Genomic DNA, 20,590 nt, shown 5'->3' on the forward strand with positions numbered 1-20,590 from the left:
GTCCTCTCCGGAGCCTGGGGTCATACACCGAGCAGGACGCGCGCGGTGCCGAGCATCAGCTCGGCGTACCGTTCGGCGGTGAGCCCGGATCCGGACGCCACTGCCATTTCGCAGCCGTCGACCAGGGCCACCAGCGACCCGATGGCGAGGTCGGCCGGGGCGGCGGGGTCGAACTCCCCGCTCTGCAGGCCCTGGTGGACGATCTCGCGGATCAGCGCCTGCCACTCGGCATGGACCCGGTGCACGCCCTCGCGCAACTCCTCACGGCGGGAGGCGCTGGCGCAGAACTCGGTCCAGGTGGCGCAGCGCCGGGTGAGGGTGGGATCGGTGGTGAGTGCCGTGACAAGGAGTTCGTAGCGGCGCCAGGCGCTGGTCGCGTCGGCGGCCGCCGCCCGCCAGCGTTCGATCAGATCGTCGATCGACCAGGCGAAGGCTTCACGGAAGAGGGCGTCGCGGGTCTCGAAATGGTGCTGCAGCGCGCCGATGGACACACCGGACGCCGAGGCGACGTCGCGCAACCGGCCCGCGTCGAAGCCCCGTTCGGCCAGCACCTCGGCCGCCGCACGCAGGATGCGCTCCTTCTGCTCGTCCATGCCGCTCCTGTCGTTTCCACGCTCTCGCCGTCTCACCTCGGTTCAATAATAACGTATTATTGCCACCTTCCGGCCAGGACGGCCCTGACCGGCTTCTCGCTGAGGCCGGGGCAGGGTGGAGGTGGTGTTGAATATGGCCGCATGAGCCAGAGTGGGCGTGCGGCGAGCCGGACGGCGGTGCTGATCTGCCAGGGGCGGGCGGCCGCGAACGGGAAGGCCGCCGCAGGCCAGTTCGCGGATCCGGTGGCGATGGGGCTGCTGCGCGTCGCGGAACGCACGCCCGTGGACCAGGTGCGCGCGAACACCCCGCCGCAGGGCTGGCGGGAGCGCACCGCGTACGAGAGTGTGCGGGCCTGCGCCGAGGTGGTCGTGCCGCGGACGGTCGCGATCGACAAGGCGCTGCGCGCCCACGCGACGGGCCAGCTCGTCATTCTCGGCGCCGGCCTGGACACGCGCGCGTGGCGTCTGACCGAGCTGGCGCGGACAGACGTGTGGGAGGTCGACCATCCGGCCTCCCAGCAGGACAAGCGCGCCCGCCTCGCCGAGGCCGCGCCGGCACTACGAGGTTCGGACGGGGGCGATCCCCTCGCCGCCGGGCCACCGGCCACGGCCCGTTCCGTGCGGTTCACGCCGGTCGACTTCGCCGTCGACGATCTCGGTGCGGCGTTGGATGCCGCCGGGCACGACCCGTCCGCGCCGACGACATGGCTGTGGGAGGGCGTCGTCCCGTACCTCACGCGCGACCAGGTGCGCGCCACGGTGGCCGCACTCGCCGCCCGCACGGTCCCGGGCAGTGCACTCGTCGTCAACTACCAGGCGCCGTCGGCGAGGGCGGCGGCGGGGCGGCTGCTGACACGCGTGCTCGGCAGCACCATCACATCGGGCGAGCCGTGGCGCTCCCTGTGGAAGCCGCATCGGATGGCCGCGCTGCTCGCGGAGTACGGCCTGCGGGTGGTGTCGGACGACGACCTCCTCACCCTCACACACGACCTCGGCGGCCGGGCACGAGGGCGGACATCCTTGCGGTCGGGCCGTGTGGCCGTCGCAGAGAGCCGCTGACGCAAGGGGGTGAACCGGAGAGGGCGCCGATCGGGAGCGAGGGCTTCGACGACGAGCCTTTGGTATAATGGTCTGACCTTAACGGAGAGGGGCCACGGAATGTCGGGCGGAACGCTCATCGTCGGCGCCAGTCAGGCCGGACTCCAGCTTGCCGTTTCACTCAGGCAGTTGGGAGACACCGAGCCGATCACCCTGGTGGGCGAGGAGGTCCATCCGCCGTATCAGCGGCCGCCCCTGTCCAAGGAGTTCCTGACCGGAGAGACGGATCTGGAGGCGCTGGCCCTGCGCGACCCGTCCTTCTACGCCGATGCCGCCATCGGCCTCGTCAGCGGCGAACGCGTCACCGAGGTCGCCCTCTCCCCCTCCGGTCCCCCGGGCTCCGGCACCGCGGCGACCGCCGGCGGACGCTCCTTCGCCTTCGACCGCCTCGCCCTGACGGTCGGGGCCGGTCCCCGGCGACTCACCGTTCCCGGCGCCGGACTCGACGGGATCCGCTATCTGCGCGATCACGACGACGCGACGGCCCTGCGGCAACGCCTTGGCTGCGCCTCCCGGGTGGTGGTCGTGGGCGGCGGCTTCATCGGGCTGGAGGCGGCGGCGGTCGCCCGCGCGCTCGGCAAGGACGTCACCGTCGTCGAGGCCGCCGACCGGCTGATCTCCCGTGCGGTGGCGCCCGTGGTCTCGGAGTTCTACCGGCGGGCCCATCTCCGCCGCGGCACCCGGGTGCTGCTGTCCGCGGCGGTCGCGGGATTCGACGGCGCCCACGGGCGAGTCACCACGGTGGAGCTCGCGGACGGCACGACGCTGCCGGCCGATCTCGTCCTCGTCGGCGTGGGGGTGCTCCCGCGTACCGAACTCGCCGAACTCCTCGGGCTGGAGTGCGACCACGGCATCGTCGTCGACGGCCGGGCACGCACCAGCAATCCGCACATCGTGGCAGCCGGGGACTGCACCGTGCAGCCGCATCCCCTCACGGGCCTGGGCCGAGTACGGCTGGAGTCCGTGCAGAACGCCGTCGCCCAGGCCACGGCCGCCGCCGCGTCGCTGCTCGGCAGGCCGGCACCGCAGTCCGCGGTGCCCTGGTTCTGGTCGCACCAGGGGGACCTCAAACTGCAGATCGCCGGCCTGTCGGGCGGTTACGACCAGCATGTGGTGCGGGGCGAGCCGGACAGCGAGCGGTTCTCCGTCCTGTACTACCGACAGGACGAACTCCTGGCGATCGATGCCGTGAACAGCCCCGCCGACTACATGGCGGTACGCAGGGCCCTCGCCCAGGGGGCGACCTTCCCGGCGAGCGCCGCGGCCGACCGCGGCATCCCCCTGAAGACGCTGCTGGCCACCACCCGCCCTGCCGCGGTGCCTTCCTCCTGAGCACCGGGCGTCCCTCGTCGTCCCGGACGGCGGCACCCGAAGAGGCGTGAGGCCTCTGGTGTCCGCGTAGTGGTCCTTCTCGGCGGCGACCACGTCCGGGAACACCTTCCCGGGTGGCTACCGGCCGTCGCCCTTCACCCTGGACGCGGTCCGCTGCAGATGGGTGCGCATGATCTGCGTCGCGGCCTCCGCGTCGCGTGCGGCGATGGCCTCGACGAATCTGCGGTGCTCCTTCGATCCGCGCTGACCCATCCGCGGCTCGATGCTCCGCGCCTCACGCAGACTCGTCAGCAGCGGACCGTGGAAGGACTGCGCCAGCATCTCGATCGCGGCGTTGTGCGTACATGCGGCGACACGGGTGTGGAAGTCCGCGGACATCTCCATGTCGTACGTGCCCTGCTCGATCGCCTCGGCATGCTCGTCGCACAGGGCGCGGAGCGCGTCGAGGTCCTCGTCCGTGGCGCGCTCGACGACGAGGGGCACGATACCGAGTTCGAACACGAGGCGGGCCTCGGTGATCTCCGCGGAGGTCACCGGCGACAGCGACAGCAGGTCGGCGAGCCCCTCGCCGACCCGACGGGAGGACGGCGCCGTCACGAACGCGCCGCCCCGGGCGCCGAGCCGGATCTCGACGAGCCCACTGGCCTCCAGGCCCCGCAGCGCCTCCCGCACGGTCACACGGCTCACACCGAACTGCGTGCACAGCTCACGCTCACTGGGCAGCCGGTCACCGGGCCGCAGCCGCTCCTCCCTCAGGAGCATCCGGACCTGGTCGACGATCACCTGCGAGACACGGCTCGAGGAAACCGCCTTGAACAGCCCCCCGGCCGGGGTGACCGGCTCGACGCGGTTCTCGTCTGCGGTCTCAGCGCGCTGAGCCTGGCTGGGTCGCGATGACATGTACGCATTGTCCCACGGCGAGGACCTCCATTGACGCCTCTCGCCCGGCGGTGGAGCAGGGACAGAAAAGGTCGATCACGCGCGGTCGTGGAGCGTGACCTGGTAGCCGTCGGGGTCGGCGAAGGTGAAGGTCCGACCGAAGGGGCCGTCGATCGGTGCGGAGACGATGGTGTGACCGTCGGCGACGAGCGCGTCGTGGATGGCCTGGACGTCGGTGGCGTGGAGCCAGATCGCGGCGCCGATGCCGGGCTGAGCAACGGATGCGAGGTCGGTGCCGGGAATGAGGTCGCGGAGTGCGAACGCGATCGGCTTCGTCTCGAAAACGACGGCGTGCGGAGGTCCGGCCGGCGAGCGGACGAGGCCGAGGTACTTCTCGTAGAACGCCTGCGAAGCGTCGAGGTCGCGTACTTGGAGCGAGATGAAGTCGGGGCCGGTGGCGGGCATGATGGCACTCCTTCGTTTCGTGTCAGTTTCCTGACACGAAAAAACCTATGTCAGAATGCTGACATGAGTCAAGAAGGTGTCGGCGTCGACCTGGAGACGTCACTGGGCTACCTGCTCAAAGAGGCGTCGAGCGCCCTCCGCGCGGCCATGGAGGAAGTGCTGCGGCCGCTCGGGATGAGCGTGACGCACTACTCCTGCCTCGAGCTGCTGGCGCAACGACCGGGCTTGTCGAACTCCGAGCTCGCGCGGGGCGCGTTCGTGACTCGGCAGACGATGAACGTGCTGCTCCAGGCCCTGGAACGAGACGGCTACGTGACCAGGCCTGCGGAGGCACCCGTCGGGAAGGTGCTTCCCACGCGGCTCACACCACGCGGCCGGCGAAGCCTCGAGAAGGCGAGCGCAGCCGTCCGGTCCGTCGAGGCCAGAATGCTGGCCGGGCTGACCGAGACCGAGCAGTCAGAGGCGTTCCGGATCCTCCAGAGCATGATCCATTCCCTGCGCGGTGACAACGAGGGTGCATAGCTCGTTCCGCGGCGCACGTCTCGTCGCGCTCGGACAGCAGTGCGGCCGAGCGACTGACGTCTCCCGCCCAGCGGTCCTGGAACGGCACCGGCCCCGCGGTGACCTACCGATGAACCGCTGGGCCGGCGGCGGCGGGATGGTGCGCGGTCGTCAGGCGCGGTGGGTGATGCGGCCGTTCGACAGCGTGAGCGGGACGGGGGTCTGGGCGAGTTCGTCCGACGGGGTGGTGAGCGGGTCCAGGGTGAACGCGGTGAGGTCGGCTCGCAGGCCGGGTGCGATGCGTCCGGTGCGGTCGGCCTCTCCGGCCGCGATCGCGGCGTGGGTGGTGTAACCCTCGAGCGCCATGAGCGGCGTGAGCGCCTGCTCCGGGCAGACGGGCGCGATGTCGGTGCCCGCGTGGCGGCGCAGTTGGGCGTAGGCGAGGATCTCGCGGGCGTCGAAGTGGGCGATCGGCCAGTCGGAGCCGAGGGCCAGCACCACGCCGGTGTCGCGCAGGGTGCGGCAGATCCAGGCCCGCTCGGCGCGCTCGGCGCCGACCCTCGTGGACCATTCGTCGGTGTGGTCCGCCCGGGTGTAGGCGGAGTGGGTCGGCTGCATCGACGCGATGACACCCAACTCGGCGAAGCGGGCGGCTTGTTCGTGGGGAAGCGTCTCGATGTGCTCGACCCGGTGCCGCATCCGGCCGCCGGCGCCGAGGGCGGCGACGGTGTCGAGGACGTGGCGCACGCCCGCGTCGCCGATGGCGTGGGTGGCGGTGCGGACCCCCGCCGCGTGCAGATGGTGGACGGCCGTGGTGTAGTCGGCGGGGTCCAGCCACAGCGCGTCGCGGCTCTGGCCGTGGCAGTCGGGGTGCTCCAGCCAGGCGGAGCCGCCCTCGACGGTGCCGTCGATGAAGAACTTGACGCCGCCCACCAGCCAGTTGCGTCCGGACGCGGCATGCAGGGCGACCAGCTCGTCCAGGCCGTCCTTGTCGATGCCGGGCATGCACCACGGGTGCAGTCGCAGCCGCAGCGGGACCTGCCCGTGGCGCTCCTCGACGGCGCGCAGCAGATCGAGCACGTCGCCACCGGCGTCCATCACGTGCGCACCCGTCAGTCCGGACGCGGCCATGTCGGTCAGCAGCGCGTGGAGCGCGTCACGGCGCTCGGCGAAGGGCCGCCTCGGCATCACGGCGACGACCAGGTCCATCGCGGCATGCTCGATCAGGTGCCCGGTGGGGATGCCGCCGGGGTCGCAGACCACGGTGGCACGCTGGGCGAAGGAGCGCGGCCCGGTCACGCCGGCGGCGCGCAGGGCGGCGCCGCTGGCCAGTGCGGAGTGGCCGTCGTAGAGGCGGATGAAGACGGGGGTGTCGGGACCGAGGGCGGCCTCGAGGACGTCACGGTGGATCGAGTGGCCCCCGAAGGCGTTGTGGTCCAGTCCCCAGCCGAGGATCCAGCCGTCGACACGCTCGGCGGAGGTGAGTGCGGTGCGCAGCCCGTCGAGATCGCGTACCGCGGACAGGTCGGCTCCGGCGGCGAGGTCGAGGCCGAGCGCGGGGTGGCTGTGCCCGTCGACGAGTCCGGGTACGACGGTGGCGTCGCCGAGGTCCACCACCTCGGTACCCGGTCCGCGCCAGTGCCGTGCCTCGGCCTCGTCGCCCACCGCGGTGATCAGCCCGTCCCGGACGGCCACCGCGGTGGCCCGCGGCCGACCGGGGTCGAGGGTGTGGACTCGGGAGGCGAGGACGATGACATCCGGAGCGACGGACATGGGCACTTCCTAGGGGTCGTACGAGTGGGCAGGTGAACGCGGGCCGTTCGGAGCCGGCCCGCGTGGAGCGGTGTCAGGGCGCGATCGGCAGCGCGGAGTCCGCGGGCCCCGCGTTCCGGCTGCCGGCACGGACACCGGGGTCTTCGGCCGGATCCGCGGCGAAGGCGGCGTAGATCCGCGGCCGGCGCGAGCGGACCCGCAGGGCGTAGCCGAGCCCGGCCACGAAGACCGCCGGGATCAACACGATCAGAACGAGGTTGACGGTGTCGGAGGCCCCGGTCAGCAGGTCGATGTGGGCGATGACCAGGCAGAGCGCGGCGCCCAGCAGCAGTGTGGCCAGGGCCGGGGCGACGACGGTGCGGACGGCGCCCTCGCCGTGTGTGATGCGGCGGAAGAAGAAGGGCACCGCGAGGGCGGCCAGCAGTTGCAGCGTGATCAGGGCGAGGACGCCCGGGGTGTTCACCCACAGCAGGAGCTGCGTGTACGGATCCGCCCCGGCGGCGGCGAAACCGGCCACCACGACGACGGCGAGCACGCTCTGCGCGATGCCGGCGATGTAAGGGGAGCGGTGCCGTGAGTGGATCCGGCCGAGCGATCGGGGCAGCACGCCCTCCTCCGCCATGGCCAGGCCGTAGCGGTTGGTGGCGTTGTGGAAGGCCAGCAACGAGGCGATCAGGCTGGTCACGATCATCACGTGCATCACGTCGGCGGCCCAGGGGCCGACATAGGTGGTGATCGCGGAGAAGAACAGTCCGGTCGGGTCCTTGGCCGCGGTCGCGATGACCTGCTGGTCGCCGAAGGCCTGGATGATCATCCACACGATGAAGGTGTAGAACAGGCCGAGGAAGGCGACGGCGGCGTAGGTGGCACGGGGAATGGTCCGGTCGGGGTTCTTCGCCTCACGGCGGTAGATGACGGTGGACTCGAATCCGGTGAAGGCGGCGAAGGCCATGGCCAGGACTCCGGGCATGCCACCGGTGGTCAGGTTGCCCGGGGCGAAGGTGTGCAGGGAAAGGCCGTGCGCGCCGCCCCTGGCCAGCACCGCGACGGCGAGCAGGAACAGGATGGCGGTCTCCCCCAGCAGCAGCACGCCCAGGACTTTGGCGCCGAAGTCGATGGACCGGAAGCCGCCGTACCAGATGACCACGATCCCGAGCAGGGCGATGACCGGCCAGGGCACGTCGATGCCGAAGAGCGACAGCAACGTGTCGTGCGTCGCGGAGCCGAGCAGGCCGTATACGCCGATGTTCATGGCCAGGTAGCCGAGCAGGGCGAGCAGTGCCGCGCCGAAGCCGGCGGGGCGGCCCAGCCCCCGGGAGATGTAGGCGTAGAAGCCGCCGCCGTTGCGCACATGGCGGCTCATGGCGGTGAAGCCCACGGCGAAGATCGTCAGGGTGATGCCGGCCACCAGGTATCCCGCGGGTGCGCCGATGCCGCCGATGAGCAGGCCCAGCGGCGCCACTCCGGCCATGACCGTGAGCGGCGCCGCGGCGGAGACGACGAAGAAGGCGATGTCGGCGGTGCCGAGCGTGCCGGAACGCAGGGTGGGTGCCGGGGCCCCGGCACGCACGGGGGTGGTTGTCATGAAGGTGCCCTTCTGCGGCGGCCGGTGCGGGTCCGGCGCTCGAGCCATAAACCTAAAGGCTGATGGTTTCGGCACTGTAGCCCCCGCGGCTACCCTCTGAGAAGACCCTTTTTCCTGATCATGAGAGGGGACCGGCGATGCCGCGGCCCAGCAAGGCCCTTCTCGACAGGGACCGGATCGGCGCGACGGCACTGGCGCTGGTCGATGCCCACGGCGACTTCAGCGTGCCCCAGATCGCCCGGGCCCTCGGAGTGCAGACCGCGTCCGTCTACCACCACGTGGACGGGCGCGCCGGGATCATCGAGCTGCTGCGGAGCCGTATCGCCGAGACGATCGACGCCTCCACACTCGAACTGCGGCCCTGGGACCGCGCACTGGAGGCATGGGCACGGTCCTACCGTGCCGCCTTCGCCGAACACCCTCGCGCCATCCCCCTGCTGACGATGTCTCAGGTCGCCTCGCCCGAGGTGCTGGCGCAGTACGAGCGGGCCGTGGAGCTGCTGAAGGAGGCCGGCTTCGCGATGGCGGACGTGATGCCGGTGATCACCGCTCTGGACAACCTGGTCCTGGGCTCGGCGCTGGATCTCGCCGCGCCGGAGAGCATGTGGCAGCCCGCTCCGGACGGATCGACCCCCCTGCTCGAGCGTGCGCTCGCCGCCGTCGGCAGCGGACGCCGGGCCGACGCGGCGTTCGATCTGAGCCTCGCCGGGTTCCTCGACCACGTCCGCGGCCTCGCGGCATCCGTGGATCCCGTCTGACATCAGCACGGCGGGAGCGGGAATCGCCGCAGCCGTCAAACCCTCGCGGGCGTCAGGGAGTCGGCGGCACGGACGGCGACGCGGCCGTACCCGCGCCGCGCGTCGGCGTGCAGACCCTGGCGGGGCCGCCGCCCGCCCTTCGGGCCGTCACTCAGGTTTCCCCTTGCTAACCGGAACAGCGTTCCGTATTGTCGAAGTCGAACGATGTTCCGCTTAGGTGGGCGTATCGCGCCGCGGCGGGTATCCGCTGACACAAGGGAGAGCCATGAAGTACCGCACTCTGGGCCGCACCGGTATCAAGGTCAGCCCGTACTGCCTCGGCGCGATGATGTTCGGGGCCATCGGCAACCCCGACCACGACGACTCGATCCGCGTCATCCACAAGGCCCTCGACGCGGGCATCAACTTCGTCGACACCGCTGACGCCTACTCGCACGGCGAGTCCGAGGTGATCGTCGGCAAGGCCCTGCAGGGCCGCCGCGACAACGTCGTCCTGGCCACCAAGGCACACCTGCCCATGGGCGACGACCCCAACCAGCGGGGCAACTCACGGCGTTGGCTCACCCGCGCGCTGGAGGACTCGCTGCGCCGGCTGCGGACCGACCACGTCGACCTGTTCCAGGTCCACCGGCCCGCGCCCGACACGGATGTCGAGGAAACCCTGTCCGCCCTCACCGACCTGGTGCGCGCGGGCAAGGTCCGGGCCATCGGCACCTCCACGTTCCCCGCCTCCGACATCGTCGAGGCCCAGTGGGTCGCCGAGCGGCGCGGCCTGGCACGGTTCCGCACCGAGCAGCCGCCGTACTCGATCCTCAACCGGAGCATCGAGCGCGAGGTACTGCCCGTCTGCGAGCGGTACGGCATGGGGACCATGGTCTGGAGTCCGCTCGCGGGTGGGCTGCTCACCGGCCGCTACCGCAAGGACCGGCAGGCCGACACCCATCGGGCCGCCTTCGGCTTCCGGCACCTGCGCGACGAGCACCGGCTGGACGCCACGGAACAGCTCCTCCTCGTCGCCGACAAGGCGGGGATTCCCCTGACCCACCTGGCCATGGCCTTCGCGATCGCCCACCCGGGCGTCACCTCCGCGATCATCGGGCCGCGCACCATGGACCACCTCGACGACCTCCTCGCCGGCGCCGGGACCACCCTGCCGGACGACGTCCTCGACGAGATCGACGCCATCGTGCCGCCCGGGACCGACGTCGGGACGCTCGACATGGCCTACAACCCGCCCGCCGTCGAGCACGCCCCGCTGCGCCGCCGCCCGGCCGGCGAGCGCTCCGCCGCCTGACCCCGGACTCGCAAGCCGTTCGACCTGGTGGGCCACGATCTGCTCAGGGAGCCGAAGCCCCGTGAAGCCGGTACGCATTCACTCGATCATCGACGATCTCTTCCCGCCCCTCGTCCGGAGTCACGGCGGGCCGGGCTCAGCGGGGACTGCATGACCTCGCGGCGCGCCAGATGCGTCGCATCGCCCGAGTCTTCGCACCGGCCCGGCCCGCCGGCCTCATGCCGGCGGCGGAGTCCGGGTGCTGGGGCGGTCAGGACCGTCAGACAGGCGACGACGAGCGCGACGCCGGTCCAGCCCGTGGCGGGAAGGCGTTCGCCGACGACCAGGACGGCGAGGACGGCTGCGACGGCAGGTTCGAGCAGGGACAGGGTGGTGGCCATACTGGCGTGGACGTGAACAAGTCCCCAGCCGAACAGGACGTACCCGACGAACATGGGGACCAACGCCATGTAGACGCCGACAGCCGCGTTGGACCAGGAGTCGAGGAGCGGGGCGCCGGTGGCCAGCAGTACGGGCAGGAGAAGCAGTCCGCCGAGCCCGAAGACGGTGCCCATCGCCGCGCGGGAGGGGGGCCGCCACGGAAGTGGCCCTGGCGCATACATATGAATATTTGAGCCGAATGAGAAATTCATGTGCTTTCCGTAATAGGCCGCGTTCTTTCGCATTCGTGGGTGTCGTGAAGCGGAGGATCAGCACATCTCCGGTCGAACCGGTCCGGGGAGTGGCGGGGCATCAGCCCCGGCTCACGCAGAAAGGCCTGAACATGATCAACGGATGGAAAAGGGCCGCGGCCCTGGGGGCGGCGACAGTGGCCCTGGCCGGGGGCGCGCTCGCCGGCACGGTCGGCACCGCATCGGCCGCATCGCAGCACCCCCGGCCGCCGGTCGCGCCGCAGCACCACCAGCCGCCGGTCGTACCGCAGCACCACCAACCGCCGGCCGCACCGCAGCACCACCAACCGCCGGCCGCACCGCAGCATCACCGGCCGCCGGCGCCGTCGCGCCACCAGCCGCCGGCGCGCCACTGCGTGGAAACGCCGGGCCGCTGGGAACGGGTGTGGCACCCGGGATTCCAGGACCGGCACCACCCCGGGCGCGCCGGCTACTGGACCCGCGTCTGGCATCCCGCCCACCGGGACTGCCGCCGCTGACCCCGCGGCTACCGCCGGCGCCCGCCGACAGGCGTGACGGCGATCCGACCGGCCTCCGGCTATGCCCTGCAGGCGTAGCCGGAGGCCGGTTCGTCCACCTAACCGCGGCTGGCTCCGACGGCCTCGGTGCAGCCCGAAGTGCGACAGCGGCCGGAAGCCTGGACAGTGGTGTGGAGAACGAACTGCTGTGGGCCCTCTGCCGGTGCGGAGCCGGCAGACACCTGCCGTGGCGGACCGTGATGTCCTCACGGTGAACGGTCGTCTCAGGCGGAAACACCCTTCCGACCCGGCCCTTGGCCGTACATTCGACACGCACAGGGGCATCCATGGAACCGACGGAGGCGACCGTGTCCGGGCCCGGTGACCGCCGGTCGATCGTGGTGGGCGTCGATCCTGATCCGGCCCACCGGACGGCGGTGGCCTGGGCGGCCGACGAGGCCGTACGCCGGGGACTGCCGTTGCGTCTGGTGCATGTCGAGGGCGTGCCGACCAGGGGCTATCGGCGGCAGGAGGTCCCACCGTCGTGGGAGAAGTGGAACGAGGGGCTGCACACGGCCGGGAAGCAGGCGCTCGGTGAGGTCACGGACTTCGTCGCGGGCCGGTACCCGCGGTTGGAGGTGGACGCTCTGCTGGCTGAGGGCGACCCGGTGTGGGTGCTGCGCGAGCAGAGCCGCGACGCCACCGTGCTCGTCCTGGGGTCGCGTCGTCCGAGCCGGAGGCAGGATGTGTTCGGCTCCGCGTCGGTCGCCCTGCCGGTGATGGCCCATGCGCACTGTCCTCTGGTGGTCGTGCCCGAGCCGGAACACCTCCCCCAGGAACCCGGGTACTACGTCGTCGGCGTGGACGGCAGCGAACACTCCGCCGCCGCGGTCGACCTGGCGTTCGAGGAGGCGGCCCTGCGCGGCGTCGAACTGCGGGCCGTGCTGGCCTGGGAGCCGGGACCGCTGAGAATCTTCGACGAGCACGAACCGCAGCAGGAGTGCCGCCGGTTGCTCTCCGAGATCGTCGCGGGCCGGCACGCCCGTTTCCCCGAGGTGCGGCTTCGCCACGACGTGGTCGTCGGGCATCCGGTCCAGGTGCTCACGGACGCCTCGGCGCATGCGCTGGGCCTGGTGGTGGGGACCCGTGGCCGTGGAGGCTTCGCGGGCATGCTCCTGGGCTCGGTCAGCCAAGGCGTGCTCCACCACGCCGACTGCCCTGTCATCGCCGTCCCGTCACGCGGGTGAACGGCCGGACCGTCACCATACGAAAAGCACTGCCCCGGCCGGGCGGGACGGCACGACCGGCACCCCCGGCAAGCTGCTCCCAGCCGTGCGGCCCCACGGTCAGGTGGCCGCCGCCCCCGCTGCCGCCCTGGGCCGGCCGACGCCGCTCGCGCTCGTCGAACAGGTCGGCCAGTTCCCGTTCCCGGGCCCGTCGGCGGCCCACGTGGGCGGTGGTGTCCGAGCACGGTGCTGCGTCCGGAGCGACGTGGACGCCGACGGAGGCCACGTCCTCCGCCGCCAGCCTCCGCACCAGCGCGCTGGAGCGATTCGCCTTGTGTGCGAAGTACATGCGCCCGGCGAGCCGGTGACGGCGGTGGACGGCGCGTCGCCGAGCAAGTGCAGCAGCGGTGCACCCCCAGCAGCGGGACGAGCGGGGGCGGCCGAGTTCGCCGCGCGGCTCCCGGTGGACGTTCGGCGTCCGGGCTTCACCGCCCCCCTCGCCTCCGCGGTCACCGAGGACGCCCCCGAGGGCCGCTCCTGGCTGCTCACCTCGGTCCGGTCGGCCCGCGCCGTGCGGCCGTGACAGGAGATCCGCTCAGGCTGTCAGGGGAACCACGGGGAGGCCGGGGTCACATTGCCGGAGAGGGCAAGATCACAGCCGTGTTCTGTGCATCTCCCTAGTCCCGGTGACCTAGCATCCGAGCATGACGGTCCTGTCCGACGACGGCCTTGAACTGGCCGGCGAGTTCCCCGATGTTCCCCACGAGCAGTGGCAGCGCCTTGTGGCGGGTGTCCTGCGCAAGTCGGGCAAGGACGTCGAGGGTTCCGAAGCCGAGAAAGCCCTGTCCACCGAGTTGGAGGACGGGTTGCGCACCCGGCCCCTCTACACCGCGCGCGACGCCGCTCCCGACCCGGGCTTCCCCGGGTTCGCGCCGTTCGTTCGCGGCGGCCGGGCCGAGGGGAGCACGGTCGGCGGCTGGGACATCCGGCAGCGGCACACGGCGGCCGACGGCGGCGCGGTGCTCGCGGACCTGGAGAACGGCGTCACCTCCCTCTGGCTGGCCCTCGGTGAGGGCGGCATCCCCGTGCCGGAGCTCGGCAGGGTCCTCGACGGCGTCCATCTCGACCTGGCACCCGTCGTCCTCGATGCCGCAGCGGACGTCGAGCCCGCCGCACGGGCGCTGCTGCTGCTCTACGAGGAGCGTGGCGTCGCCCGGGGCGCGGCGCGCGGCAATCTGGGCGCGGATCCGCTCGGCCACGAGGCGCGTACCGGTCAGCGGTCCGGCTTCGCGGCGGCGGATCTGGCACGGCTGTGCGCGGAGCAGTACCCCGGGCTGCGGGCCCTGACCGTGGACGCGCTGCCGTACCACGAGGCCGGTGGCTCGGCCGCCCAGGAGCTGGGCTGCTCGCTGGCCACCGCGGTGGCGTACCTGCGGGAGCTGACGGATGCGGGGCTGAGCGTCGAGCAGGCGTGTGCGCAGCTGGAGTTCCGGTACGCGGCGACCGCCGACCAGTTCCTGACGATCGCCAAGCTGCGGGCCGCGCGCCGCCTGTGGGCGCGGGTGGCCGAGGTCTGCGGGGCGCCGCGCGCGGGCGCGCAGCTCCAGCACGTGGTCACCTCGTCGGTGATGCTGACGCGTCGCGACCCGTGGGTGAACATGCTGCGCACGACGATCGCCACGCTGGCCGCCGGGGTGGGCGGGGCCGACTCGGTCACCGTGCTGCCCTTCGACCACGCGCTCGGCATGCCGGACGCGTTCGCGCGGCGCATCGCCCGCAATACATCGACGATCCTCGTCGAGGAGTCGCATCTGTCCCGGGTGATCGACCCGGCGGGCGGCTCCTGGTACGTGGAGCGGCTCACCGACGAACTCGCGCACGCGGGCTGGGAGCACTTCCGGTCCATCGAGCGGGTCGGCGGGCAGGCGGCCGCCCTGCGTTCGGGACACCTCGGGCAGGAGCTGGCCGCCACCTGGCAGGCACGCACCGACAGGCTGGCCAGGCGGCGCGAACCCATCACCGGAGTCAGCGAGTTCCCGCACCTCGCGGAGAAGCCGGTCGTCCGCGAGAGCGCACCGGAGCCCCCGGCGGGCGGACTGCCGCGGGTGCGCCGCGACGAGGCGTACGAGGCGCTGCGGGCCCGCTCCGACGCCCACCTCGCCGCGACCGGCTCCCGGCCCCGGATCTTCCTCGCCGCGATCGGCCCGGCCGCCGCCCACACCGCACGCCTCACCTTCGCCTCCAACCTCTTCCAGGCCGGCGGCATCGAGCCGGTCACCGACGGCACCTTCGCGGACAGCGGAGCCACCGAGGTCTGTCTGTGCTCCAGCGACACCCTGTACGAGGAGCAGGCGTCGGCGGTGGCGGCGGAGCTGAGGTCGTCGGGCGCCTCACATGTGTTCCTCGCCGGGCGCCCCGGGCAGTACCCGGGTGTCGACGCGTACGTCTTCGCCGGCTGCGATGCCGTGGCCGTGCTGTCCTCCACCCTCGACCGTATGGGAGTGTCGTGATGGGAATCCCGGACTTCTCCAGGATCGAGCTGGGGACCCCGGCCGGCGACGGCGGCGACGGCGAGTGGCACACGGCGCTCAAGAAGGCGACCGGCGGGGACGACCTGCTCTGGACGACCCCCGAGGGCATCCCGGTCAAGCCGCTCTACACCGGCCGTGACCTGGAGGGCCTGGACTTCCTGGGCACCTATCCGGGCGTCGCGCCGTACCTGCGCGGCCCGTACCCGACGATGTACGTCAACCAGCCGTGGACCATCCGCCAGTACGCGGGCTTCTCCACGGCCGAGGAGTCCAACGCCTTCTACCGGCGCAACCTGGCGGCCGGTCAGAAGGGCCTGTCGGTCGCCTTCGATCTCCCCACGCACCGCGGCTACGACAGCGACCATCCGCGGGTGACCGGTGACGTCGGCATGGCGGGCGTCGCCATCGACTCCATCTACGACATGCGTCAGCTCTTCGACGGCATCCCGCTGGACAGGATGACGGTGTCGATGACGATGAACGGCGCCGTGCTGCCGGTCCTCGCCCTCTACATCGTGGCGGCGGAGGAACAGGGCGTGCCGCCCGAGAAGCTGGCCGGGACCATTCAGAACGACATCCTCAAGGAGTTCATGGTCCGCAACACCTACATCTATCCGCCGAAGCCGTCGATGCGGATCATCTCCGACATCTTCGCGTACACCTCGCAGCGGATGCCCCGCTACAACTCCATCTCCATCTCCGGCTACCACATCCAGGAGGCGGGCGCCACGGCCGACCTGGAGCTGGCGTACACCCTCGCCGACGGCGTGGAGTACATCCGGGCGGGCCGGGACGCGGGCCTGGACGTGGACGCGTTCGCCCCGCGGCTGTCGTTCTTCTGGGCGATCGGCATGAACTTCTTCATGGAGATCGCCAAGCTGCGGGCGGCGCGGCTGCTGTGGGCCAAGCTGGTGAAGCAGTTCGACCCGCAGAACGCCAAGTCCCTTTCGCTGCGCACCCATTCGCAGACGTCGGGCTGGTCGCTGACCGCGCAGGACGTGTTCAACAACGTCATGCGCACCTGTGTGGAGGCGATGGCGGCGACCCAGGGCCACACCCAGTCGCTGCACACCAACGCCCTCGACGAGGCCCTCGCGCTGCCCACCGACTTCTCGGCCCGCATCGCGCGCAACACCCAGCTCCTGATCCAGCAGGAGTCCGGCACCACCCGGGTCATCGACCCGTGGGGCGGCAGCGCCTACGTCGAGAAGCTGACCTACGATCTCGCCCGCCGGTCCTGGCAGCACATCCAGGAGGTCGAGCAGGCGGGCGGCATGGCGCAGGCCATCGACGCGGGCATCCCGAAGCTGCGGGTCGAGGAGGCCGCGGCCCGCACCCAGGCCCGGATCGACTCCGGACGCCAGCCGGTCATCGGCGTCAACAAGTACCGCGTCGACAGCGACGAGCAGATCGAGGTGCTCAAGGTCGACAACTCCTCCGTACGCGCCCAGCAGATCGCCAAGCTGCGGCGGCTGCGCGAGGAGCGCGACGAGGCCGCGTGCCGGGGAGCGCTGGACGCGCTCACGCGGGCGGCCGCGGGCGAGGGCAACCTGCTGGAACTGGCCGTGCACGCCGCCCGGGCCAAGGCGACCGTCGGTGAGATCTCCGACGCTTTGGAGAAGGTGTACGGCCGGCACTCGGGGCAGATCCGTACGATCTCCGGTGTGTACCGCAACGAAGCAGGCGAGTCCCCGTCCGTGGACCGCACGCGCACCCTGGTGTCCGCCTTCGAGGAGGCCGAGGGCCGCCGTCCGCGGATCCTGGTCGCCAAGATGGGCCAGGACGGCCACGACCGCGGCCAGAAGGTGATCGCCACCGCCTTCGCCGACCTCGGCTTCGACGTGGACGTCGGTCCGCTGTTCCAGACCCCGGCCGAGGTGGCCCGCCAGGCCGTCGAGGCGGACGTGCACATCGTCGGCGTCTCCTCGCTGGCCGCCGGTCATCTCACACTCGTACCGGCGCTGCGCGAGCAGCTCGCCGAGGAAGGGCGCGAGGACATCGTGATCGTGGTCGGCGGGGTGATTCCGCCGCAGGACGTGCCCACCCTGCTGGAGATGGGCGCGACGGCCGTCTTCCCGCCCGGGACGGTGATCCCGGACGCCGCGTACGACCTGGTGCAGCGACTGTCGGCCGACCTCGGGCACGATCTTTGAAGCCATGGCCATCGACCTCGACACGTATGTAAAGGGCGTCCTCGACGGAAAGCGCGCCATCGTCGCGCGCGCCATCACCCTCGTCGAGTCCACCCGTCCCCAGCACCGGGTGCTGGCCCAGGAACTGCTGACCGCGCTGCTCCCGCACAGCGGCCGGGCCCGCCGGATCGGCGTCAGCGGGGTGCCCGGCGTGGGCAAGTCGACGTTCATCGACGCGTTCGGCACCATGCTGACCTCGCTCGGGCACCGGGTCGCCGTGCTCGCCGTGGATCCGTCCTCCAGCCGGACGGGCGGCTCCATCCTCGGCGACAAGACACGCATGGAGCGGCTGGCCGTGGACCCGGCGGCCTTCGTCCGCCCCTCCCCCAGCGCGGGCACACTGGGCGGGGTCGCGAAGGCGACCCGGGAGTCGATCGTGGTGATGGAGGCGGCCGGCTACGACGTGATCCTGGTGGAGACGGTTGGCGTCGGCCAGTCCGAGACCGCGGTCGCGAACATGGTCGACTCCTTCCTGCTGCTCACCCTGGCCCGCACCGGCGACCAGTTGCAGGGCATCAAGAAGGGCGTCCTGGAGCTGGCCGACGTGATCGCGGTCAACAAGGCGGACGGGCCGCACGAACGCGACGCCCGCGCCGCCGCACGGGAGTTGGCGGGCGCGCTGCGGCTGATGCACGGCAGGGACGCGATCTGGACTCCGCCCGTACTGAGCTGCAGCGCGCGGGAGTCGAGCGGCCTTGACGAGGTCTGGGAGCGCCTCGAGAAGCACCGCACACTGCTGGACTCGACCGGACGCCTCGCCGCCAAGCGCCGTGACCAGCAGGTCGACTGGACCTGGAACATGGTCCGCGACGAACTCCTCAGCCGCCTGCACGCCGACCCGGCGGTACGGGCTCTCACGCCGTCCCTCGAAAAGCGGGTCCGAGAAGGCGAGTTGACGCCCACGCTGGCCGCCGAGCGCATTCTCGGGGCACTCGGGAGCTCCGGGGCAGAGATTCTCTGAGCAGTCGGCGGCCACCTGGAAGCCGGCCGTGGCGGCCTCGGCGCCCAGGGCGATCAGCGGGCGGCCGGGGTCAAGGGCGGACGGAGCCCTCATGGCTGGGCTGTTCCCGGGTGGTGGCGGCCCCGGAGGCGTGGGCCGGTGTGGTTCAGGCGCACGTTGTGCTTGGCCCAGGCGGCGCGGAACTCGTCGCTACGGGTGACCAGTTCGCCGATCAGGCCGGTCAGCTCGGCATCTCCCGGGGCTCGGCCGGCTTCGGCGCGCAGCAGGGAGACGGTGGTGTTGACCGAGACGGCCCAGTCGGGCAAGAAGCCGCGGCGGTCGTAGAGGGCGCGCCCGAACCGGTTGACGGCGAGGATGTCCAGGCGGCCGTTGCGGATGAAGGCCGGGAGCCGGTCATGGAGTCAAGGACGCGCCTGAGGTTGGCCGGGACGGGTTCCTTGGTCCTGCGGACGGCGCGGCGTGATGGGCGCCGGCGCTGGGCGGCGGCCAGATCATGCAGGTGGGCGCGTTCGGCCTCGTCCAGTCGCAGGGCCCGGCAGCGGGGTGCGGCAGAGCTGGGGGGTACTGTCAGTACCTGTAACGGCAGTGCCTTCCTCGCGCGTGTGAGCTGCGGTTTCCTCGATGGTGGCAGCGGATGCGGTCCAAGCCGTGGGTGGTGGGAACCCGCCTTCGGATGCTGTCAGGCCCGTGTGGCCGACAGTGAGCAACTCCGCATCCGCGCGTTCGAACCATCACAGAGAGTCACGAGGAAAGCAGTCGTGGAACACATCACCTCCACCCCCACCACCAAGGCCCCGGCCGAGCGCTTCACCGGCGACGTCCACCTCAACACGATCGCGACGCCCTCCGAGCCGGGACGCCTGGCCGCCGCCCTGGTGCGCTTCACGCCCGGCGCCCGCACCAACTGGCATTCCCACGCCAAGGGCCAGACCCTCTACATCACCGACGGCGTCGGCCTGGTCGGTACCCGCGACGGTGACGTCGTGCGGGCCAGTGCCGGCCAGATCGTCATGTGCCCGGCGGGTGAGGAGCACTGGCACGGCGCCACCGGCACCACTTTCATGGCCCACATCGCCATGCTCGTCGGCGACGAGAACGGCGACGGCACCACCTGGCTGGAACCGGTCACCGACGAGCAGTACGCCAAGGCCCTGGACGCCGTCACCCGCTGACACCTCGCACCCAGCACTTCCCGGCCGCCCCTCAGGCAGGGCATCGGCCGTCGAGAAACAGAAAGGCCCTTCCGTCATGCGTGGAGCCGTCCTTTACGCTCCCGGGGACGTGCGCTTCGAGGAGCGCGCCGCCCCCGGCATCGAGAACCCGACCGACGCGGTCATCCGCAGCGTGGCCACCTGCGTCTGCGGCTCGGACCTGTGGGACTACCGCGGCATCAACCCGGTCGAGCAGCCCACCCCGTTCGGCCACGAGTACGTCGGCATCGTCGAGGAAGTCGGTGGCGACGTGAAGAACGTCGAGGTCGGCCAGTTCGTCGTCGGCTCGTTCTTCGCCTCCGACAACACCTGCCCGAACTGCGAGAACGGGTACCAGACCAACTGCCTGCACCGGGAGTTCGTCGGCGCCGGCGGCTGTCAGGCCGAGCGGATCCGCATCCCGCTGGCCGACGGCACGTTGGTCGCCACACCCGAGGTGCCCGACGAGACGTACGTGCCGAGCCTGCTCGCCTGCTCCGACGTGATGGGCACCGGCTGGTACGCGGCCAGGGCCGCCGAGGTGGGGCCCGGTGACACCGTCACCGTGGTCGGGGACGGCGCGGTCGGCCTGTGCGCGGTGATCGCCGCCAGGGAACTGGGGGCCGAGCGGATCATCGCCATGTCCCGGCACGAGTCCCGTCAGAAGCTGGCCCGTGAGTTCGGCGCGACCGACATCGTCGCCGAGCGCGGCGAGGATGGCGTGGCCCGGATCAAGGAGATGACCGACGGTATCGGGGCCGACCGCGTGCTGGAGTGCGTGGGCAACGAGCAGTCGATGCAGCAGGCCCTGAACTCCACCCGGCCCGGCGGCAACGTCGGCTTCGTCGGCGTGCCCCACGGCGTTTCCCTCGACGGCGCGCAGCTCTTCTACTCCCAGGTCGGCGTGCGCGGCGGCCCCGCCCCCGTGCGCGAGTACTTGCCCGACCTGATCGACCGCGTCCTGTCCGGCCGGATCAACCCGGGCAGGGTCTTCGACCTGAAGCTGCCCCTGTCCGAGGTCGCCGAGGGCTACCGGGCCATGGACGAGCGCCGCGCCATCAAGACCCTGCTCATTCCCTGACC

Annotated in this window: 19 protein-coding genes and 1 pseudogene; 12 read left to right on the forward strand and 8 right to left on the reverse strand. The window is 71.5% G+C overall.

What is annotated here, in order from left to right; translation table 11 throughout:
• Positions 1-20: 20 nt before the first annotated feature.
• A complete protein-coding gene (locus tag ACF09J_RS25650) occupies positions 21-593 on the reverse strand; it encodes a TetR/AcrR family transcriptional regulator (protein ID WP_392307781.1) in 573 nt (190 codons plus the stop codon).
• A 141-nt stretch (positions 594-734) separates the two neighbouring features.
• On the opposite strand from ACF09J_RS25650, the gene ACF09J_RS25655 reads away from it, so the two are divergent.
• Positions 735-1,652 carry a class I SAM-dependent methyltransferase gene (locus ACF09J_RS25655; RefSeq protein ID WP_392307782.1) on the forward strand — a complete coding sequence of 306 codons (918 nt, stop codon included), beginning with the start codon at positions 735-737 and terminating at the stop codon, positions 1,650-1,652.
• A 99-nt stretch (positions 1,653-1,751) separates the two neighbouring features.
• Entirely contained in the window at positions 1,752-3,023 is a 1,272-nt protein-coding gene (locus ACF09J_RS25660) for an NAD(P)/FAD-dependent oxidoreductase (protein WP_392307783.1), read from the forward strand.
• A gap of 117 nt (positions 3,024-3,140) precedes the next feature.
• On the opposite strand, the gene ACF09J_RS25665 is transcribed toward ACF09J_RS25660, so the two are convergent.
• Both ACF09J_RS25665 and ACF09J_RS25670 read right to left on the reverse strand, forming a co-directional pair.
• Positions 3,141-3,923 carry a FadR/GntR family transcriptional regulator gene (locus ACF09J_RS25665; RefSeq protein WP_392307784.1) on the reverse strand — a complete coding sequence of 261 codons (783 nt, stop codon included), beginning with the start codon at positions 3,921-3,923 and terminating at the stop codon, positions 3,141-3,143.
• Between the two features lie 75 nt (positions 3,924-3,998).
• Positions 3,999-4,367 (reverse strand): VOC family protein, encoded by a 369-nt coding sequence (locus tag ACF09J_RS25670; protein ID WP_392307785.1) that lies wholly within the window; start codon positions 4,365-4,367, stop codon positions 3,999-4,001.
• 63 nt (positions 4,368-4,430) lie between these two features.
• Between ACF09J_RS25670 and ACF09J_RS25675 the strand changes: the two genes are divergently transcribed.
• Complete coding sequence (locus ACF09J_RS25675; protein ID WP_392307786.1) at positions 4,431-4,889, forward strand: MarR family winged helix-turn-helix transcriptional regulator; 459 nt, start codon at positions 4,431-4,433, stop codon at positions 4,887-4,889.
• Between the two features lie 150 nt (positions 4,890-5,039).
• Here ACF09J_RS25675 and ACF09J_RS25680 read toward each other — a convergent pair whose 3' ends face one another.
• Complete coding sequence (locus ACF09J_RS25680; RefSeq protein WP_392307787.1) at positions 5,040-6,641, reverse strand: amidohydrolase; 1,602 nt, start codon at positions 6,639-6,641, stop codon at positions 5,040-5,042.
• A gap of 73 nt (positions 6,642-6,714) precedes the next feature.
• The gene (locus ACF09J_RS25685; RefSeq protein WP_392307788.1) at positions 6,715-8,226 is read right to left on the reverse strand and encodes an APC family permease; all 1,512 of its coding nucleotides are present in this window, start codon (positions 8,224-8,226) and stop codon (positions 6,715-6,717) included.
• 137 nt (positions 8,227-8,363) lie between these two features.
• Here ACF09J_RS25685 and ACF09J_RS25690 point away from each other — a divergent pair, with 137 nt between their 5' ends.
• Positions 8,364-8,984, forward strand: a complete 621-nt coding sequence (locus ACF09J_RS25690) for a TetR/AcrR family transcriptional regulator (protein WP_392307789.1) — start codon at positions 8,364-8,366, stop codon at positions 8,982-8,984.
• Between the two features lie 265 nt (positions 8,985-9,249).
• Positions 9,250-10,278 (forward strand): aldo/keto reductase, encoded by a 1,029-nt coding sequence (locus ACF09J_RS25695; RefSeq protein WP_392307790.1) that lies wholly within the window; start codon positions 9,250-9,252, stop codon positions 10,276-10,278.
• An 86-nt stretch (positions 10,279-10,364) separates the two neighbouring features.
• On the opposite strand, the gene ACF09J_RS25700 is transcribed toward ACF09J_RS25695, so the two are convergent.
• Positions 10,365-10,832, reverse strand: a complete 468-nt coding sequence (locus ACF09J_RS25700) for an EamA family transporter (RefSeq protein WP_392307791.1) — start codon at positions 10,830-10,832, stop codon at positions 10,365-10,367.
• 922 nt (positions 10,833-11,754) lie between these two features.
• Here ACF09J_RS25700 and ACF09J_RS25705 point away from each other — a divergent pair.
• On the forward strand, positions 11,755-12,654 hold the full coding sequence (locus ACF09J_RS25705) for a universal stress protein (RefSeq protein ID WP_392307792.1): 900 nt from the start codon (positions 11,755-11,757) through the stop codon (positions 12,652-12,654).
• Here ACF09J_RS25705 and ACF09J_RS25710 read toward each other — a convergent pair.
• On the reverse strand, positions 12,629-12,982 hold the full coding sequence (locus ACF09J_RS25710; protein WP_392307793.1) for a hypothetical protein: 354 nt from the start codon (positions 12,980-12,982) through the stop codon (positions 12,629-12,631). The genes ACF09J_RS25705 and ACF09J_RS25710 overlap by 26 nt on opposite strands.
• Between ACF09J_RS25710 and ACF09J_RS25715 the strand changes: the two genes are divergently transcribed.
• From ACF09J_RS25715 to meaB, 4 genes are all read left to right on the forward strand, one after another.
• Positions 12,968-13,216 carry a hypothetical protein gene (locus ACF09J_RS25715; protein ID WP_392307794.1) on the forward strand — a complete coding sequence of 83 codons (249 nt, stop codon included), beginning with the start codon at positions 12,968-12,970 and terminating at the stop codon, positions 13,214-13,216. The two genes, ACF09J_RS25710 and ACF09J_RS25715, sit on opposite strands and share 15 nt — an antisense overlap.
• Before the next feature lie 121 nt (positions 13,217-13,337).
• Positions 13,338-15,143, forward strand: a complete 1,806-nt coding sequence (locus ACF09J_RS25720; RefSeq protein WP_392307795.1) for a methylmalonyl-CoA mutase family protein — start codon at positions 13,338-13,340, stop codon at positions 15,141-15,143.
• Entirely contained in the window at positions 15,143-17,317 is a 2,175-nt protein-coding gene (scpA, locus tag ACF09J_RS25725; RefSeq protein ID WP_392307796.1) for a methylmalonyl-CoA mutase, read from the forward strand. Before ACF09J_RS25720 ends, scpA begins: the two co-directional genes overlap by 1 nt.
• Before the next feature lie 4 nt (positions 17,318-17,321).
• Entirely contained in the window at positions 17,322-18,317 is a 996-nt protein-coding gene (gene meaB / locus ACF09J_RS25730; RefSeq protein WP_392307797.1) for a methylmalonyl Co-A mutase-associated GTPase MeaB, read from the forward strand.
• Positions 18,318-18,424: 107 nt separating this feature from the next.
• On the opposite strand, the pseudogene ACF09J_RS25735 reads toward meaB, so the two are convergent.
• Positions 18,425-18,849, reverse strand: a pseudogene (locus ACF09J_RS25735) (transcriptional regulator); the annotation flags it as partial.
• Between the two features lie 226 nt (positions 18,850-19,075).
• Between ACF09J_RS25735 and ACF09J_RS25740 the strand changes: the two are divergent.
• Together ACF09J_RS25740 and ACF09J_RS25745 are read left to right on the forward strand one after the other, a co-directional pair.
• The gene (locus ACF09J_RS25740; RefSeq protein WP_392307798.1) at positions 19,076-19,489 is read left to right on the forward strand and encodes a cupin domain-containing protein; all 414 of its coding nucleotides are present in this window, start codon (positions 19,076-19,078) and stop codon (positions 19,487-19,489) included.
• 76 nt (positions 19,490-19,565) lie between these two features.
• Positions 19,566-20,588, forward strand: coding sequence for a zinc-dependent alcohol dehydrogenase family protein (locus tag ACF09J_RS25745; protein ID WP_392307799.1), 1,023 nt, complete (start codon positions 19,566-19,568; stop codon positions 20,586-20,588).
• Positions 20,589-20,590: the final 2 nt, after the last annotated feature.

The organism is Streptomyces sp. NPDC014889 (assembly GCF_043081205.1).
In the GTDB taxonomy this organism is placed as follows: domain Bacteria; phylum Actinomycetota; class Actinomycetes; order Streptomycetales; family Streptomycetaceae; genus Streptomyces.